The 18,317-nt window shown below is 64.2% G+C and carries 8 protein-coding genes; all 8 read right to left on the reverse strand.

What is annotated here, in order from left to right:
• Window positions 1–373 precede the first annotated feature (373 nt).
• The 8 genes from B7E11_RS12425 to B7E11_RS12460 all read right to left on the reverse strand — a co-directional run bounded on the left by B7E11_RS12425 (window position 374) and on the right by B7E11_RS12460 (window position 18,317).
• On the reverse strand, window positions 374–2,779 hold the full coding sequence (locus B7E11_RS12425; RefSeq protein WP_139787162.1) for a glycoside hydrolase family 95 protein: 2,406 nt from the start codon (window positions 2,777–2,779) through the stop codon (window positions 374–376).
• Window positions 2,761–4,854, reverse strand: a complete 2,094-nt coding sequence (locus tag B7E11_RS12430) for a beta-galactosidase (protein ID WP_080834772.1) — start codon at window positions 4,852–4,854, stop codon at window positions 2,761–2,763. Before B7E11_RS12430 ends, B7E11_RS12425 begins: the two co-directional genes overlap by 19 nt.
• A gap of 174 nt (window positions 4,855–5,028) precedes the next feature.
• Complete coding sequence (locus B7E11_RS12435) at window positions 5,029–7,692, reverse strand: family 78 glycoside hydrolase catalytic domain (protein ID WP_080834774.1); 2,664 nt, start codon at window positions 7,690–7,692, stop codon at window positions 5,029–5,031.
• A 5-nt stretch (window positions 7,693–7,697) separates the two neighbouring features.
• Window positions 7,698–8,705, reverse strand: coding sequence for a glycoside hydrolase family protein (locus tag B7E11_RS12440; protein WP_080834776.1), 1,008 nt, complete (start codon window positions 8,703–8,705; stop codon window positions 7,698–7,700).
• Window positions 8,706–8,824: 119 nt separating this feature from the next.
• Window positions 8,825–12,844, reverse strand: a complete 4,020-nt coding sequence (locus B7E11_RS12445) for a glycosyl hydrolase family 2 protein (RefSeq protein WP_080835530.1) — start codon at window positions 12,842–12,844, stop codon at window positions 8,825–8,827.
• Window positions 12,845–12,995: 151 nt separating this feature from the next.
• Entirely contained in the window at window positions 12,996–14,663 is a 1,668-nt protein-coding gene (locus tag B7E11_RS12450) for an extracellular solute-binding protein (protein ID WP_080834778.1), read from the reverse strand.
• Window positions 14,664–14,746: 83 nt separating this feature from the next.
• Window positions 14,747–16,567: a response regulator transcription factor gene (locus B7E11_RS12455; protein ID WP_080834780.1), complete on the reverse strand. Its 1,821-nt coding sequence runs from the start codon at window positions 16,565–16,567 to the stop codon at window positions 14,747–14,749.
• Between the two features lie 19 nt (window positions 16,568–16,586).
• Entirely contained in the window at window positions 16,587–18,317 is a 1,731-nt protein-coding gene (locus B7E11_RS12460; RefSeq protein ID WP_080834782.1) for a sensor histidine kinase, read from the reverse strand.

Consider the following 18,317-nt stretch of genomic DNA (forward strand, 5'->3'; position numbering starts at 1 on the left):
ACACAGGCCGTTATTTGGCATAGAACGGCTTGCCCGACCTGAATAACGGCCTTTCGAGGCCGTTATTTGGATGAGCGCCGTTCGGGCGGTTCGAGTAACGGCCAACACAGGCCGTTATTTGGCACAGAACGGCTTGCCCGACCTGAATAACGGCCTTTCGAGGCCGTTATTTGGATGAGCGCCGTTCGGGCGGTTCGAATAACGGCCAACACAGGCCGTTATTTGGCATAGAACGGCTTGCCCGACCTGAATAACGGCCTTTTGAGGCCGTTATTTGGATGAGCGCCGTTCGGGCGGTTCGAATAACGGCCAACACAGGCCGTTATTCGGCACGGATAGGCTTGCTCAACCTGAATACGGCCTTTCGAGGCCGTTATCGCGGCTGCGCGGGAACGATCGTATACACGCGCCCGGCTTCCGTCGCGAATTCGCAGACGTTCGGCTCCTCCGGCGGCGACGTGACGTCCACCTCGCCGCCCGAAGCCGACCGCACCCGAAGCGGCGCCACGCTCCGGATTCGGCAAGGTCGGCCGCCGAACGATTCGATCTCGGCGCGCAGAAGCGCGCCGCCGCTCCATTCCAGGCCGACGGCGAACCCGCCGCGCGCCCGCAAGCCGCGAATTCGCCCTTCCGGCCACTGCTTGGGCAGCGCCGGAAGCAGCCTCAATTCGCCGGCATGGCTTTGCAGCAGCAGCTCCGCGATCCCCGCGGTCGCGCCGAAATTCGCCTCGACCGTCAACGGATAAAACGTCAGCTTCGGGTGCCGGTGCGCGTTGAACAAGTTCGGAAACGGGTTCCGGAGCAGCTTGACGAGATAATGATGCGCCCGATCCGGTTCCTCCAGCCGGGCGAATAGACTGATCAGCCAGGCGAAGCACCAGCCGATCGCATCCTCCTTTTCATGCAGCAGCCTCCGCTCGATGGATACCTGGCAAGCCTCGGCCAGTTTCGGGTGGCGATGCCTGTCGATTTCCGCTCCGGGGTGAAGCCCGTACAGATGCGCCATATGGCGGTGCCCCGGTTCGGCTTCCTCGAAGTCCTCGAACCACTCCCGCAATTGGCCGTGCCGTCCGACGGCCAGCGGCCGCAGCCGGGAGCGGGCGGCTTCCAGCTTCCCGCGAAGCTCCGCGTCGATTCCAAGTACGGACGACGCTTCGATACAGTTGGCGAACAGCTCCCGCAGCAGCGAATTGTCCATCGTCGAGGCGAGGCTGACGGCCGCCTTCCGCCCGTCCGGCATCCTGAACGTATTTTCCGGCGAGGTGGACGGATTCGTCGTCAAATACCCTTCCCCATCCTCGACAAGCCAGTCCAGGAAAAATAGCGCCGCCTCCCTCATGATCGGATAAGCCCGCTCCCGCAAAAACGACTCGTCCCCTCCAAACCGGTAATGCTCCCACAAATGCCCGCACAGCCACGCCCCGCCCATCGGCCAGAACGCCCAGCTCGCCGGCCCCTTCGAAGGCCCGCCGGAAGGCGTCGCGATGCGCCACAAATCGGTCGCATGGTGACATACCCACCCCCCGGCTCGATAGTGGATCCGCGCCGTTTCCCGGCCGGTCGTCCGCAGCTCCTCCAGCAAATCGAACAGCGGGGCATGGCATTCCGCCAGATTCGTCGTTTCCGCCGGCCAATAATTCATCTGCGTATTGATGTTGACCGTATAGTTGCAGGCCCAAGGCGGCCGCAGCCGGTCGTTCCAAATGCCCTGCAGCGTGGCGGGCTGCGTTCCCGGGCGGGAGCTTGCGATCAGCAAATAGCGGCCAAACTGGAAAAACAGCGCCGCCAGCGGCTCGTCGGACCGGCCGGCCCGCGCCGCCTCGAGCCGCTCGTCCGTAGGCAGCTCAGCAAGTCCCGGGGCGGCAAGCTCGAACGCCACCCGACCGAACAGCGCCCGATAATCGGCTCGATGCCGGGCGAGCAGTTCCTCGTACGTAAACGCGGTTGCCCGAGCCAGCCTCGTTAGGCATAGAATCGCCGGATCTTTGCCTTCCGCGTAAGGGTCCTTGTCGAAGCCGTTGAAGCTGGTCGCCGCCGCCAGCAGGAAGGTCACCGCGTCCGCGCCCGTTACCCGGATGCCGTCGTCGTCGACATGCACGCTCCCGCCCTCGGAAACGGCCCGAAGCCAAATCTCGAAGCGGTTGCCTTTGTTTTCCTCGTATCGGATCGGCTCGTCGCTCGCGGCATGAAACGGCTCGACATGGCTCGGAGCCTGCCCTCGCAGCACGAAAACGCCGTTCTCGCCCGCCTCGGTACGGTATCGGAGCAGGCTGGAAAGGCGGGCCGTCACCGAAACTTTGCCCGGCGAATCGGCGGCAAGCCGCACCACGATGACCTGATCTGGCGCCGATGCGAACGTTTCGCGGGTATGACGAACGCCGTCAAGCGCGAAGCCAGTCCGGCACACGGCGTCGTTCAGATCGAGCTCCCGGCGGTAGCCGGCGGCCTCCCCCTCCGCGTCCAGACTGAGCCCTAAATCCCCCATCGCCTGATAGGAAGCGGTCCACGGACCGAGCATATGCTCCTCGACGAGCCGCTGCGCTTCCGGATAGCTTCCCGCGGAGACGAGACGGCGAACCTCCCCGAGATGTTCCGCCGCTTCCCGGTCGTTCGGATCGTACGGATGGCCGGACCAGAGCGTATCCTCGTTCAGCTGAATCCGTTCCCGCTTCGCGCCGCCGAACACCATGCCGCCCAAACTCCCGTTTCCGACGGGGAGCGCCTCCACCCACTCGGACGCCGGACGCCGGTACCATAAAATCAGGTTGTTGCCGCCCATTCCGCGAATCCGCTCCTTTCTTCCGTTTCGTCTGCCGGACTTTGCAGAATGAAGACGCCGTGCGCGGGGAGCGTCGCCGCCCCGCTCATCCGGCTTCCGCTCAGCAGCTCGAGGCGGGACTCGCCGCCGAGATCGACCGGGACCGGTTCGGCCCGGTGATTGAGCAGAAACGTGTAGCGGAAGCCGTCCTTTTCCCGCGCGCTCGCTTCGACGCCCGCGGGCAGCTCGGCGATCGGCCGGATGCCTTTCCGCTCGGCCAGCCGCGCGAAAAACGCCGCCAGAAACGCTTCCTCCGGGTCGGACGCGATATACCACGCCTCCCCGCCGCCGAACCTGTTCCGGGTAAGCGCCGGCATGCCGCGATAAAAATCGCCGCCGTACGCCGCTTCCGTCTCGGCGCCTTCCGGGTGAAGCAGATCGCAGAGCATCCCGCACGAATACGTTCCTTCGAGCCCGCTCGCGCCGCCGCCGTGCATCTCCATCGCGTTCGTCTGTCCGGGGAACAGCGCGTCGGTCTCTTCGACCCAAATGCCGAGCAGCTTGCGCAGCTCTCCGGGATAGCCGCCGAGCGTCACCCTGTCGTTTTCGTCGACGATGCCGCTGAAAAACGTCGTCACGAACGTCCCCCCGGCGGCAACGTACGCCTCCAGCCTGGCCGCATATCCGCGTTTCGCCATGTACAGCACCGGAGCGACGACGAGTTCATAGCCGCCGAGCTCGGTCTCCGTGCCGATCATATCGACCTGCACGTTGCGCTCGTAGAAGGCGTCGTAATATTTTTGAATCTGCTCCAAATACTTCAGCCGCTCGGTCGGCCCGCTCGAATGCTCGATCGCCCACCAGTTGTCCCAATCGAACACGATCGCGACCTTCGCCGCCGTCTTCGCGCCGAGCAGCCGATCGCCGAGACGTTCGAGCTCGCGCCCGAGCTCCGCGCATTCGCGAAACACCCGGGTATGCTCGTGCCCCGCATGATCGATGACCGCCCCGTGAAACTTTTCGAACGCTCCGGCCGACCGACGCAATTGGAAAAACATGATCGACTCCGCCCCGCGCGCGACGGCCTGATAGCTCCACAGACGCATGACGCCCGGACGCTTCAGCGGATTGACGTCCTTCCAGTTGAGCTGGCTCGGACTTTGCTCCATCAGCATGTAAGGCCGGCCGCCCTTCAAGCCCCTCATCAGGTCGTGGCGCATGGCGATCAGGCTCATCGGCATGTCGTTCGTCGGATAGCTGTCCAGCGCGACGACGTCCAGCTCTTTTGCCCATTTGAAGTAATCGAGCGGCTTGTACGTGCCGTTGCTTTGGAAATTGGTCGTCACGACCGCGTCCGGGATGACCGCTTTGATCGCGTCGCGTTCCAGTTTGTAGCAGGCGAGAATGCTGTCCGAATTGAACCGGTCGTAGTCGAGGGAAATGCCCTGGAACGCCGTTTTGTCGATATTCGAGGCATCCATCAGCTCGCTCAGGTGGCTCGGCAGGACGATTTCGTCCCAATCGTAAAACGTATGCCCCCAAAACGACGTGTACCACGCCCGGTTCAGTTCCTCCAGCGTGCCGTACCGCGACTTAAGCCACTCCCGGAACGCGCGCTCGCAATTGTCGCAGTAGCAGCGCCAGCCGTATTCGTTGTTGACGTGCCATAGCAGCAGCGCCGGGTGATCCTTGTACCGCTCGGCCAGCCCGGACGCCATTCGCCGCGAAAATTCGCGGAACGACGGGCTGTTCGGACACGAATTGTGGCGGCGTCCGAACTTGCGCTTTCGCCCTTGCGAATCGACGGTCAGGACGTCGGGATAGCGCCGGGCCATCCAGGCGGGATGGGCCGCCGTTCCGGTGCCGAGGCAGACGCGCACGCCGTTGTCGCGAAGCATATCCATGACATCGTCCAGCCACTCGAAACGGTACGTTTGTTCGTCCGGCTGATTGAGCGCCCAGGAAAAAACGTTGATCGTCGCGATATCGATGCCGGCCAGCTTGAACAGCCGCATATCCTCCCGCCATACGTCTTGCGGCCATTGGTCGGGATTGTAGTCGCCGCCGTACAAAATTTTCGTCTGGTTTCGCAGCATGTTCGGTCAACTCCTTCTTGCTCGAATGCGGATCCGCGTGCCTGTCGATCGTATGGCGGCCCGTTCGCCCGGTGCCCGGAGCTCGTTCGGACTTAACCTGGAGTCCGAAGTCAGCCCGAAACCGGAGCGGTGCCCGGAGTCTGGAATTAACCCGAAGGCCGGAGCCCGAACCGGTTAAACGACGCTGGCGAAGTCGTAGACGCCCGAGCCCGCGCGGAACGCGGCGAAGCCGTCCGCAAAGCCCAGCGGCTTCGCCCCTTCGCCGCCGGAGACGTCGGCCGCGGATTTGGCGGGGACGTAGATCGTCGCTTCCGCATTGACGGGAATTTCCGCCCGCAGCGCAAGCGCCCCGCCTTTCCCTCGTTCCCAGCGCACGCTCGCCCTGCCCGCCCGCAGCTCGCACCAGGCTTCGGCCCAATCGAGTTCGCCGACCGTCTCCGGCCGAACGATGACCTCGAAGCGCCCGGTTTCCGGCCGGAACCGGTAATCCAGTCCGGCGAGACGGCTGTACAGCCATTCCTCCAGGTGGCCCAGCATGAAATGATTTTGCGATTTGCCGACGGTCGGCCCGTCCCAGGCTTCCGTCAGCGTCGTCGCCCCGTGCGCGATCTGGTACCCGTACCCCGGCTCGCCGGTGTCGCGCGTCATGCGAAACACGATGTCCGAGCGCCCTCCCCTCGAAAGCGCCAACAGCACGTAGCGGTGCCCAACGTCGCCGGACGTTGTGCGGCCGCCGCGGTTTTCGATGTTTTGCACGAGCCGCGCGAACACCGCCTCCCGGTGCTCCTCCGGGACGAGTCCGATCGCGAGCGGCATCGCGTGGGCGGCGTCGCTTCCTTTGGCGTAAAGCTGCGTGTCGGGATCGAAAAACTCCCGGTTGAACGCCTCTTTGACGGCATCGGCGAGCCGGCCGTACGTTTTCGCATCGTTTTCCCGGCCGAGCAGGCTCGCGATGTTTCGCAGCGCGGCGGCAAGCCCGTAATAAATCGCCGTTTCCGCCAGCGGAACGGGAGTGTTTTGCGAAAAACCCGGCCCTTTCGGACCGATGTCGTACCAGTCGCCCAGCCCCTCCCGGACGATGCAGCCGTCCGCGTTTGCGGTCAAGTAATCGAAGTACCGTTTGAAGCCGTCGTAATGGCGCTCCAGCACGCCCCGGTTACCGTAGCGCTGCAGCATCTCCCAGGCGGCCAGAATATAGGCTCCGCCCCAGGCCGCGGCTTCGCGGAACATCTGCCACGGCTCCTCGAAAACGACGTATTCGGGAGCCGTCGTCGGCACGAGCCCGTTCGGCAGCTGCGCGTCCGCGATGTCGTCCAGCGTTTTGGCCATCAGCGCCTCGACGTCGAAATTGAACATGAGCGAAGGCCCCATCAGATGGACCTGCTCGAGCCACCCGAGCTTTTCGCGGTGCGGGCAGTCGGTAAACACGCTTTTCATGTTGCTGAGCATCGCCCATACGATGATTTCGTGAATGCGGTTCAGCAATTCGTCCGAGCAGCGGAAGCCGCCGGTTGCGGGCGTGTCGGGAACAATCATGCGGCCCCGCAGCCGATGCAGGACAGGCAAATTCTTCGGGCCTTCCCCCGCCTCGCTCGCTAAAGCCGCGCCCTCCGCCTGCACGTACCGGAAGCCGTAATACGTGAATCGAGGCCGCCACGCCTCGACGCCTTCCCCCTTCAGCGCATAGTTCAACTCGTAGGGAGCGCCCGTCCAGCGCTGATCGGCAAGCCCGTCTTCGGACAGCAGTTCGGCCGGAACCAGCTTGATCGCCGTTCCCCGAGCTCCGCTCGTCTCGATTTCCGGCCACCCGGAAAAGTTTTGCCCGAGATCGAACACATGGACTCCCGGCTTCGGCGTCGCCACGACCGCGGGGGTGAAGCTCAGCATCGCCTTCAGCGGAGGCGCCGACTGGGCGACCAGCCGGCCGGAAGGCGCCGCGACCTCGGCCGCTTCGGCCCAGCCGCTCCCCTCGGAAAAGCCCGGCCGATCCCAGCCCGCCGTCACCAGCCGGGCGTCGTAATCCTCTCCCCCGTAAATGCAGGAAAATGTCAGCGGACCCGGGCTTGCGCGCCAGGTCCGGTCCGTCCCGATCGTCTCGGCCGTTCCGTCCGCATACCCGATCACGATGTCGGCCCGCAATTTCGGGGCGCCGTAGGAGTCCTTGAATTTCGCGTACCTGCCGCCGTCCACATGGTAAAAACCGTTGCCGAGCCATACCCCGGCGACGTTCTCCCCTTGGCGGAGCAGTTCCGTGACGTCGTGCACGGCATAAAGCACGGTCTTGTCGTAATCGGTCCAACCGGGGTCGAGCTCGCTGTCTCCGACCTTGCTGCCGTTGAGCCGCAGCTCGTAGTGGCCGAGACCGCTAATGTAGATTCGCGCGCGGCTGACCGGTCCTTTGACCGCGAACGCGCGCCGGAACTGCGGCAGCGGCCGGCCTTCCGCCCGCGGCTCGGGAGCGCCGATCCAGCGCCCCGTCCAGTCGGTTTCGGACAGGCGTCCCGTCTCCCACCAGGCGACCGGGCTGTCCGACCGCCGCCCCTGTTCGTCCCATGCCGCAACGCGCCAGAAATAGCGCCGTCCCGGCTCCAGCGCGGCTCCCCGGTACGCGACGGACGTATGCGCTCCGCCTTGCACGACGCCGCTGTCCCATGCGTCGGCCTCCCCCGCGAGCAGCTTTTTCTCGCTTGTCGCGACAGCGACGCGGTACGCGGCCTGCTTCAGCGACGGTTCCGCCGCGGCGGCGAACGACCAGCTGAACAGGGGAGCTTCCGCGTCGAGACCGAGCGGGCAAATCCGCCCTTCCGTCCGGAGCGCCGAAAATGCCATGACCGCCATGCGGCTCACGCTCCTTCCGTCAGCTCGCGGGATGTCGCGACCGCGATCGTCCGGTACTCCGGAAACACGTTGCGCGTCCGGTCGCCCTCTTTCGGCCGCCTGCTCGCCGTATAAAAATGATATAAAACGCCGTCATGCGCGATGACCGAAGGCTTATGGGCGAAGATCGAGTCCAGCTCCCCTTCTTCGCCGACGCGGATGATCGGCTCCGGGAACTTCTCCCAGCGAAGCAGATCGTTCGATATCGCAATGCCTTCCTGCGCTTTTTTGTAGTCGTAGCCGAAAAAGAACATCACCCAGCGGTTCCCGTCCCGCAGCACGCAAGGGTCGCTGACGAAGCCGCCGTCCCACGCATCCGGGGTGACCCGGAGGACCGGATTTCCCTCATGCCGTTTCCAGCTCGCGAGATCGGTCGAAACGGCAAGCCCCGTCTGCTCGACCCAGCGGCCGTCGTTCCGGTTTTTCGCGTTGTAAAACAAATAGAAGACGCCTTCATGCTCGAGCAGGCATTCTTTGTACAAGCCCCCCCGTTCCCACGCCTCCCCGTCCTCGGGGACGAGAATCGGCTCCGGAAACCGATTCCACGTCAACAGGCTTTCGTCCTCCGTCCAGGCCAGGCCGATTTTCGCGGAGCCTTCCTCGTAGCCGTCGCCGGGATAGGAATGATAGGCGAGCCAATACTTGCCGTTCCATTTTTTGAGCGTGCCCGGGCCGTGCAGATCGTTGTCCCGCAAAATCCAGGTCCCGGCGATATTTTTCGAATCCCAATCCGCGCCTTCCTCCCGGCGCAAAATCGTCCCCAGCGGCTCCCAACGAAGCAGATCGTCGCTTGCGGCAAGCGCCGTCTGGTACCCTTTTCCGTCAAACCCGACGTACATCATATAAAAACGGCCGTTATGGCGAAACACGAACGGGCAGTCAACCGCGTGACGATCGAACGCTCCCTCGATGCCGGAGCCGATCAGCACCGGCTCCTTTCGTTTGTAAGGCGTCAAACAGCTTGCGATATCCATGCTCCATCTCCTCCCGGCGGAACCGGACGGCTCGCCGGCCTCCCCCGCAGCTTGCATCTCTTTCTCGCGCGGGCATCGCCATGCTGCGCATCCGGTTTCCGTGCCGTCCGTTTTCCCGTTTATCCCGTTGTCCCGGCATCTTCCGGTTTTTCGTCTTTTATCCAAGCGACGCGAACGGGGCCGTACAACCCGCCGGACGGGAAGGCGGCCCGCCATTCCGGCCGGTCCGTCCGACCCCAGTACGTCACGGCGGGATTCGCTCCGACAAGGCTCGTCGGTCGGCCGTACTCGTAAAACGTTCCGAGCGTATTCGTCACGCGGATGCGCAGGCGGCGCGCTCCTTGCGCCAACGCGCCGAGCGCGAAGCGGTACGGGCGCCAGACGCGAACGCCGAGCGGCTCGCCGTCCAGCCAAACCTCCGCCGTTCCGCGCACGTGGCCCAGATCGAGAACGCCGGCGGCCGCGGCCGGGACGTCCAGCGTCGTCTCGTATTCGACCGCCCCGCTGTGATGCGGCAAATGGAGCGCGGTCCGCCAGTCGCCGAGCGCGCCGCGGAACGGGACGACGTCGAAGCGGATCGGCTCGGCCAGCACGGCCGCTTCCGTCGGCATGCCGGCCGGCTCGATCCGGACCGCCGCCGCGGTGCCGGCCGCCCGGGGCGGAAACGCGGCGAACCCGTCCGCGACCGGGATTTCGACGCCGCCGACCCACGCCCGCGCGCGGCCGAGCGCGGCGATCCGCATGCCGCAAGCCCCGACCGGCAGCGGGAAGCGCAGCCAGACCGGCTTGCCGATCGCTTCCGGGTCGTTCGCGAACGGCAGCGGAGCCCGCTCCGGCGCCGACTCCGGCATCAGCCAGCCGACGCCAGGCAGCGGATGCGGCCGCGGGTTGAGCCAGAGCGACTCCGTCTCGGCAAACTGCAGGACCGACGAATGCAGGACAAGCGGTTCTTCTCCCTTTTCGTCCCGCCAATCGAGCCCGGTGCAGAACGGGATGACGCCGCCGTCCGGCAGTTCGATCCGGCCGTCCGCGAACACTTCCCCCGCGCCTTCCGGGAGGACGAACGCCACCTCGTTGTCCCCGTCGCGCCAGTATGGGGTCAAATCGACCTCTTCCTGCCCCTGGCGAATGTACGGATTGAAATCGCCGTGCTCCGTCACCGTCGCGCCGTTGAGTTGCAATATGGCGCGCCCCCGCGCGGCGAATACGGCGCGAACGGCGCGAACGGCGCATCCGGCCGGAGCCGCGAGCGCTTTGTTCAGGCGGCTTTCGGGATTCGGCCGCCGGACGTGAATCCATTTCGGCAGCGGCTCCCCCGCGCGGTCGTTGATCTCGATGCCGGCGCGAACGAGGCCGTCCGCAAGCGCCGCCGCCCGCAGCAGCAGCTCGTTCGCCCCTTCCTCCAGCTCGACCCATGCGGTCTGTTCCTCCGGCCCTCCGGACCACTCGACGGGATGGCCCCCGATCCATGCGGCCAGGTCGGCGTTGCTTTCCGCTCGGATCCAATACCGGCCTGCCCGCGGGGCGATGACGTTCGTCCGCGCCCAGACGGTTTCGCCCTCCGCCGCTTCGCCCAGGTGCAGAAATTTCCGGGGCACCCGGCCCATCCGGCCGGCCCAGGAACGAAACGCCAAATCGCCGAAAACCGCGCTGTAGACGACCGGCCAGGACTCGCTTTCCCGAAAGGCGTCTCCTTTGCAAGCCCGCCAATAAGCCGCTTCGCTCCAAAGACGGGCGTCCCAATCCGCGTCCGGCGTGCCGGGGAGATGCCAGCCGGCGGCCAGGCCGTCGCCGGTTCCGCTTTCGGTTCGCGCGAGAAAAATTCGGCGCTCGGGCGGCATCGATCCCCGATGCCCGTTGTGCAAATCGAAGTCGCCGTACCGGTTGTCGAGCGTCGGCTCGACGCGCACCCGCCAGTGTTCGAGCGTCCGCACGACGCCCGCCTGCTCCGGTTCCGGCCAAGCGCCGGTCGCCGCCGGAAACCGGCCGCCGGACGGAGGCGGCATCGGGCAGGCCTTGCCGCGACTATCCCACGCTGCTTCCTCGCCCGGCTTCCCCGTTGCCGCTTCCTGGCGGGCATCGGCCGGTTCCGTCCTATCGCCAGCCTCAACGGACGTCATCCCCTTGCGTGCGTCCGCCGTTGTATCCGCCCCCGGCTCCGGGGCGCAAACGATCAGCGCCGCCGGCCAATCGCGGAACTCGACCCGAAGCCGCACCCATTCGCCTTCGCGTTCGAAAGCGACCGGCTTCGCCGTTCCGGCGACCGGGTCCCACAATTGCGGCGAGCCGGACGTGCGCAGGCGATACTCCGCCTTCCCCGGCGGCTTCGCGCTCGCATCCGCCGGCTCGTGCATCCGCAGCAGCTCGCCGTCCTTCGGCAGCAGCATAAACACGTCCGCTCCGGCGGCGCGCCGCTGCAGCGACAGCCCCGGCCCTTCCACGCGCTTCGCCAAGCGCCGCTCGACGAGCGCCGCCATCTCCTCCGCCGTCTTTACGTACACCGCTCCGGGGAAGACGGCCCGCTCCGTCTCGGGAACGTTGACGCCGACGACGAGGCCGCCTTGCTCAAGCAGCCGCTTCACTCGCTCGCGCGCTTTCGGGCGCATGACCGTCGTGCCGCAAAGCACGAAAACGCCGAAACGCTCGCCCGCGATCGCAAGCGTCCCATCCGCGACGTCCGCTTTCTCGAGCGCGGAATCGTCCACCACGTCGAAGTCGAGATGACGGCTTCGCAACGAGCCCGGCAGCGCCTCCGCCTCTTTCCGGTTGACCGCGCCCGTCACGTCGCGGTACGCTTCGCGCAGACGCGTCACATCGCCGTTCGGATCGCGGTTCGAAGCCGCCATCGGATGCTCGAGCGGCTTGATATCGTCGAGCGACATATACCCGACGGCCGCGTAAGACGGATAGTGAACGGCGATGTCGGCGACATGCGTTCCTTCGCTGAGCAGCCGGCTGACCCGGCTGACCGTATCGGCAAAAATGCCGTAGTGCTCGAAATACGGCTGCCGCCACCCCGTATCCGGCGGAGCCCACTCCCACCATCCGCCCCGGGTCGAATAATAAACCGCGTGCGGGCTGAACAGCGTCGCCCCCGCCTGAAACCACGGCACGAGCCAGTGCATCGTTTCTTCGATCGTCCCGCCCCAGCCGCTCGAATGAAACGCTTCGAGAAATACCCGCGAGCCCCCTTGCAGATGCGCCATCGAGGCGTGGGGCTTGATTTCGCCTTCCATGTCCGAGCCCGGCGAGTTGTACCACCGGTGCGTGCGGAAATAATCGAGGTACAGCCGCTGCGCCCCGTGCACGTCGACCCTGCGGGCCGGCCCGGCCTGATCGCAGGCGATCAGCATGCCGTGCTTCCGGTGCCATTCCCCGAGCGGAACGAAAAACGCCCGTTCCGCCAGCTCCGCCGCGATGCCGTAGACGCGCCTGCGAACCTCCTCCCCGCCGGGAACGGCGTCGAACAGCGCCGGAAGCGCCGGAACTAGCGATTCGCCGAACCGCTCCTCGTATATTCGCGGCACGTCTGGCGACCAGAGCGGCAAGGGCGGAAGCTCGTCCTGGAAGCTTCCGGCGATCGTCCTGCCGAGATCGCGCGGAAACCGGCGCTCCATCTCGCCGTGCACCCGGTCCAGAACGGCCGCCGACGCCTTCGGGTCGAGCCAGTTGTACCCTTGGCGCACCGCCGCGTAACGGTACCCCGCCGACTCCAGGAGAAGCTCCGCGCCCGGCGGCAAAGGCTCGGCTTCGGCATACCTGCGCAGGTGATGCCCGGCAAATTCCGGATGGGCGGCGACCAGCCGCGCCTGCGCGTTCGCGCCGGAAAATCCGATCTGGTCGTAAAACCAGAGCCGCATCCCGAGCCGCTCCGCCTCGCGCAGCGCCGATTCGAACAGGCGCCACCACGGCTCGCTCATAAACGCCGGGCTGTCCCCGCGCGAGCCGTACTGCGGGCCCGTCGGCGCCAAATGGATGATGCCGATGTTGCGCAGGCCGCTCTCGCGAAATTTTTGCAGCTGCCACCGGACCCGTTCTTCCGTGACCTCCTCGCCGCTCCACCACCAGAACGGAACCGGGCCGTAGTGCGGATCGGGTTCGGCGAACCCCGCCTTCAGCCGTTCGAATTCTGTCGCCATGAACAAAAGCTCCTTTTCGTTGATCTGCGGCACCGAGCCGGCTCCGGGCCATGCCCCGGCTATGCCGGCCCGGCGGCTGCCGGGAGATGCCGCTTGCAGGCGTTCGTCCGCCTTCACGCGCCCCGTTACCGGCCCGGCTCGCGCCCGCGCCTTACTCCGCCTTCGCGACCTCGTTCACCTCGGCCGTAATTTGATCGCCGCCGAGCTTCTTCCAGTCGCTAACGAACTTGTCGAACTCGTCGATCGGCGATTCGCCGTAGATGATCTTCGTGAACGTCTCGAGCTCCAGCTTGTCGAGCGTCGCTTTTTTCGTCGCCATCGTGGCGGTCGGGGGAGCGCTGAACTGGTTGAGCGTCAGCAGATCGTTGTCCAAATAGTGCTGAACGACGGCAAGCGTGCTCTCGGGTCCGAAAATGCGCTCGTACACCCACTGCGCCCGGTCCCCGCTCCGGAACTGCTGGATGAAGTCGTAGTTGCTTTTCTCCTCGCGGTTCAGGCCGCTCGTATCGCCGGATTCCAGCGCCTTGACGACGTTCTGGTAAATCGCGATGTTCTTGTTCGGCTGCAAAATTTTGATCGGCGTCACCTGGAAGCCCTGGCCGGACGGGCCGAGGTAGGCGGCCGCCTCCGCTTCGGCCGATTCGCCGTACAGCTTCTCGACCGCGAAGTTGAGCATTTTCACGAGCGCCTCGGGATGGGCGAAGTCATGGCGGACGACGTATACGGTGGAGTTCTGGATTTGGCTCGGCACGTTAGCCGGCCGGCCGTCGGCGGAAGGAATCGGATAGGCCATCCAGTCCGCGTCGGCGTTCGACATCATGGCCGTAATGACGAACGGCGAGGACAGCGGTCCGAAGAAAATGCCGGCCTTCCCGGCCATCAGCGACTCGGCCGCTTTGTTGACGTCCTTCGTGCCGAATTCCGGATCGACGATTCCGCTCTTGTAGAGCTCCTGCATGCTGGCCAGCGCCGTCTTCATTTCCGGCCGGATGCTGCCGTAGACGAGATTGCCTGAGCCGTCGTCGATCCATTGGCCCGGCAGCGCATGGTAAGCGTTGGCGAAGCCGTTCAGCTTGATCGTCCACCCGCTGTCCAGATCCTTGTTCAGCTGGATGCCGTACGTGTCCTTTTGGCCGTTCCCGTCCGGATCGTTTTCCGCGAACGCCTTCGCGATCCCCAGCAGATCGTCCATCGTTTCCGGCGGCTTGAGGCCCAGCTTCTCCATCCAGTCCGATCGGACGAAAACCATCGGCACGTTGTCGAGATAGCCGCTGTAATCGGTCAAGCCGTACAGCTTGCCGTCCTGGCGCACCGGCTTCAGCCCGTCGCCGCCCATGTTGTAAAATTCCTTGAGCCGCTCGGAGCCGTATTTATCGAACGCCTCGGTCAGGTCCGCGATTTTGCCCGCGTCGAGAAGCTGCTTGTATTGCGTCTGGTTGACGGAGAAAATATCGGGCAAATCGCCGCTCGCCAGCGTCACGTTCATCTTCTGGCCGGAATTGGCCCGCTCGACGATCCAGTCGAACGTAAGGTCGATGCCCAATTCGTTCGCGTATCCTCGGGTCCAGACGTTGTCTTCGAGCGTTTCGCCTTGCGCCAAATAATCTTTGCCGACGTCGTTCATGACCGTGCGCACCGCAATCGCCGGCTCGTATTTGGACAGCGGCCCCGCGGCGGTTTCGGCGGCGGACGCCGGCTGCGATTCGCCTGCGCCCGGGGACGGGCTTTCGGCCGCATCGTTCCCGTTCGCGCAGGCCGCAGCGAATGTTAGCGCTATCATTCCGATCGTTGCGAGGCTTTTCTTTACATAACGTTTCATCGTCGAACCTCCCTGGAATTCTCTTTTGCTTTGCCGCTTCTTTATTGTAAGTTCCCGTCTCCGCCGCCAGTAGTGGACGATTGTTACTTCCGGTATCTTTCCTTTACCTCTTGTTCCGGCGCCGTTCCGTTGCGGTATTCCTGCGGCGTGCAGCCGACCGTTTTTTTGAAAAAGCGGAAAAAGTAATGCGGGTCGGCAAATCCGAGCATCTGCGAAATTTCGTGCATTTTCAGCGTCGTCGTTTTCAGCAGCTCCTTGCTCCGTTCCGTCCGCGCCTCCTGGATATGGTCGGAAAGCCCTTTGCCGCACGTTTGCTTATACCACCTGGACAAATAGGAAGGATTCAAGGAAACCTCCCGCGCGATCCGGGACATGGACAAGTCGCCGTGCAGATTGTTCCGGATAAAATAATGGATGCGCCCGATCAGGTTGGACTCGGCCAGCCGCAGTTGGTCGTTTCGCACGGCCTGGATCCATTCGAGCAGCGATTGGTAAAAATGGACGAGCTCGCCCCAGGGGGTGCGGCTGTCGAACTGCAGGACGGCGAGCAGGTTCGCCTGCGAAATCGCCCGATCCTTGAGCCCGAGCTCCTCCAGGCAAACGAGAAGATGCTTGCCCAAAGCCTGCTGCAGCAGCATCCGGTCGAACGGATCGTCCGGCCCGCTTTCCGGGTACATCCGCACCAGCTTTTCGTAGCATTCCGACCATTCGCCGCCGTCGCCCCCTCCTTCCAGAACGGCTTGCCGAAGCCGCTCCAGCAAGTATTCCGCGGACAGCCGTTCCGACGTTTCCGGCGTCCGGACATCGCCGCCGTCCTGCTCCGTCACGATCGTCAGCCGCTCGCTTCCCGCGAACCGGCCGTTCAGGCCGGCCAGCCGGAGCCGATGCGCTTCGCGGGCGACCTTGTCGAACGGCACGAACGCTCCGCTCGCCGACGCGGACAGGGGGAGGCCGAACAGCTCGCGGACGACCTGCTGCACGGTCTCGAGCGTGCCGTGCGCGAAGCCGGCGGCCAGCCGCTCGCGCTTCGCCGCCGTCGACGCCTCGGCCGAACTCGCGCCCGGCGCCCCGGACACGGCCAAGCCCCCGATCGCAACCTCGGAAGCGTCCGATACGGCTCTCGCCGCTCCCGGCGTCCAACCCGTGGCCGCTCCCGGCGCCGCCGCAAGCGGCTGCCCCCTCTCCTGCACGAGGCCGACGACGGAATTCCCGTCGTACTGCACGCACTTGACGGCGGTCCGGGTGCCGAGCAGCTCCTCGGCGATGTTGCCGATGGCGAACAGCATCAGGTCCCGCTCGTGGACCGACTTGTATTTTCCCCAGTTCTCCACGAACAGGGAGATGACGACAACCGGCCGCCCCGCGTCGAGCGGCAGCTTGAGCGCCTCGAATTCCGCCCGCAGGGCGCGGAACGAGGACGCCTCCGTGCGCCTGAGCACGTCGAGCAAAAGCTGGCGCTGCAGCTGCGCGATCGCCTTCGGAAGCTCCTGCTGCAGCCATTCCTTGTGATGGTAAACGGACAGTTCGTCTTTGACCGCCTTTAGCGTCGCGTCGACGGCGGAACCGATGCGCTCCATCCCTTCCGTCTTCAGGATGTAATCGGTGACGCTGCAGCTGCGGATCGCCTTGTGCGCGTATTCGAATTCGTTGTGCCCCGTCAGGAAAATGACCTTGCACCGCGGCCACTGCTTTTCGATATGGACGAGCAGCTCCATTCCGCTCATGCCGGGCATGCAAATGTCGCTCAGCACGACGTCGATTTTGACGGAGCCGAGCCAGGACAGCGCCTCTTCGGCGGAATAGGCGGACAGCACCTCGACTTCCTTGAGGCTTCGTTTGGCGAAATATTCGGTCAGCCCGTTGACGATGATCGGCTCGTCGTCGATAATGAGCATCCGATACATAATGTCTCTCGCTCCTTTCTCATGGGCGGACGGGCAGCCGAATGTCGCATCTCAAACCGCCAAGCGGACTTCTGGACAACTCTAGGCCGTATTCCGGCCCGAAGCGGATGCGCAGCCGGTGGTGAACGTTGAATAGGCCGGTCGTCTCCCCGTCCAAGCCGGACGCCGATATGCCGGCAAGCCGCTCCTGCAGCTGCCGCAGCCGCTCGTCCTCCAGCCCGTTCCCGTTGTCTTCGACCGTCAGCGCCAGCGTCCGGCCGACCGACCCTGCGGCCAGTCTCAGCAGGCCGCCGGACGTTTTGTTCGCGAGCCCGTGTTTGAATGCGTTTTCGAGAATCGGCTGCAAAATGATGCGGGGCACCCGGATGGAGCGGAATTCGTCCGGCAGCGGCTCGGCTTCGATCGCGATCCGGTTCGAAAACCGGATTTCCTGGATGCGCAGGTAGACGAGCGCATGCTCCGTTTCGTCGCCGAGCGGCACCTCCTTGTTGAAATCCCGCGTCATAAAGCGGAAATACGCGCCCAAATAATCCGAAAAAACCTTGATGTCTTCGGTATTTTCCAGCTCGGCCATCTGCTTGATCGTAAAGAGGCTGTTATACAGGAAATGCGGGGCGATTTGCGATTGCAGATGCTTCAGCTCCGCGTCCTGGGTGCGGATGCGCTGCACGTAGTTGTCCTCGATCAGCTCGTGAAGCCGGTGCTGCATCTGATTGAACTGGCCGTATAAATAACCGAATTCGTCGCCGCGGCCATGCTCGATCCGCGTCATCATGTCTCCGCGCTCCATGGCCCGGAATCCCCGGATCAGCTTCAGCAGCGGGCGGTGAATCAGCCTGTAGATGCCGTAGGTGAAAACGACGATCAGCGCGCAGGAGACGGCGGTCAGCAGCAGCATCCAGAACGAATAGCGCCGGATCGGCTCGAGCAGCGTTTCCTTGTCCCGGTAGCTGACGAGGCGAAAATCGTATACGGGATCGGCGATCGAATAAAAATACCCGTTCGCCGTTTCATCGCGGGCGACCATTCCGGCGGCGGCGCCTTCGTCTACGGCAAACCGGAAGCCGTCGAATTGTCCGCGGAGCGCTTCGTCCGAAACGACGGCCCGGTCGGCATTGCCGAACAGCAAATACGCTCCGCCTTCTCCTTCTTTTTGAATGCTCTGCAGCTGCTTCGTCAGTTCTTCGGCAGAGAGCCGGATGACGAGCAGGAAATTCGGATCGGCGGAAGCGTCCAGCGAGTACGGTGCCGATCCCGCCAAAAAATACCCGGCCCCGGTTTCGGCTACGGTTCCCCGCAGGCTCGCCCCGGTCGCGGCCAGCTCCCGCCATTCGCCCGGAGGGCTGTCGGAAACGCCTTCCTTGACGGACACGACCTTCCCGAGCGCGGGCAAATAGTAGCGGACGTCCGCGATGTACGGACTGCTCGCCTGCATTTGCCGCAGCTTTTGCAAAATATTGTTCAGCCTGCGGTCGATCTCGTAGTTGGACAGAACGGGAGCCACCGTGCTGAAATCGGCCAGCTCTCCGTCGACCGAATATTCGAGCAGCAAGCCGTTCATTCTCGCGAATTCGAATTGCAGATTGGCGTAATGGAAAAGAAGGACAGACTCGTTGGAGCGCTCGATCGCCCCACGCATCTGTCCGGAACTGTTGTACGTTAACGACACGCTTAACCCGTACAACGGAAGGATAAGCGCGAAAAACATCAGCATCATTTTGACGAACAGCGAATTCCGTTTGAATCGCAT

It is taken from the genome of Cohnella massiliensis (assembly GCF_900169535.1).
Taxonomy (GTDB): domain Bacteria; phylum Bacillota; class Bacilli; order Paenibacillales; family Paenibacillaceae; genus Cohnella; species Cohnella algarum.

Bases quoted from the DNA above. Each gene is read 5' to 3' on its own strand.
- B7E11_RS12425 (WP_139787162.1), bottom strand. From the start codon at position 2,779: ATGGGCGGCAACAACCTGATTTTATGGTACCGGCGTCCGGCGTCCGAG.
- B7E11_RS12435 (WP_080834774.1), bottom strand. From the start codon at position 7,692: ATGGCGGTCATGGCATTTTCGGCGCTCCGGACGGAAGGGCGGATTTGC.
- B7E11_RS12440 (WP_080834776.1), bottom strand. From the start codon at position 8,705: ATGGATATCGCAAGCTGTTTGACGCCTTACAAACGAAAGGAGCCGGTG.
- B7E11_RS12430 (WP_080834772.1), bottom strand. From the start codon at position 4,854: ATGCTGCGAAACCAGACGAAAATTTTGTACGGCGGCGACTACAATCCC.
- B7E11_RS12455 (WP_080834780.1), bottom strand. From the start codon at position 16,567: ATGTATCGGATGCTCATTATCGACGACGAGCCGATCATCGTCAACGGG.
- B7E11_RS12450 (WP_080834778.1), bottom strand. From the start codon at position 14,663: ATGAAACGTTATGTAAAGAAAAGCCTCGCAACGATCGGAATGATAGCG.
- B7E11_RS12445 (WP_080835530.1), bottom strand. From the start codon at position 12,844: ATGGCGACAGAATTCGAACGGCTGAAGGCGGGGTTCGCCGAACCCGAT.
- B7E11_RS12460 (WP_080834782.1), bottom strand. From the start codon at position 18,317: ATGCGATTCAAACGGAATTCGCTGTTCGTCAAAATGATGCTGATGTTT.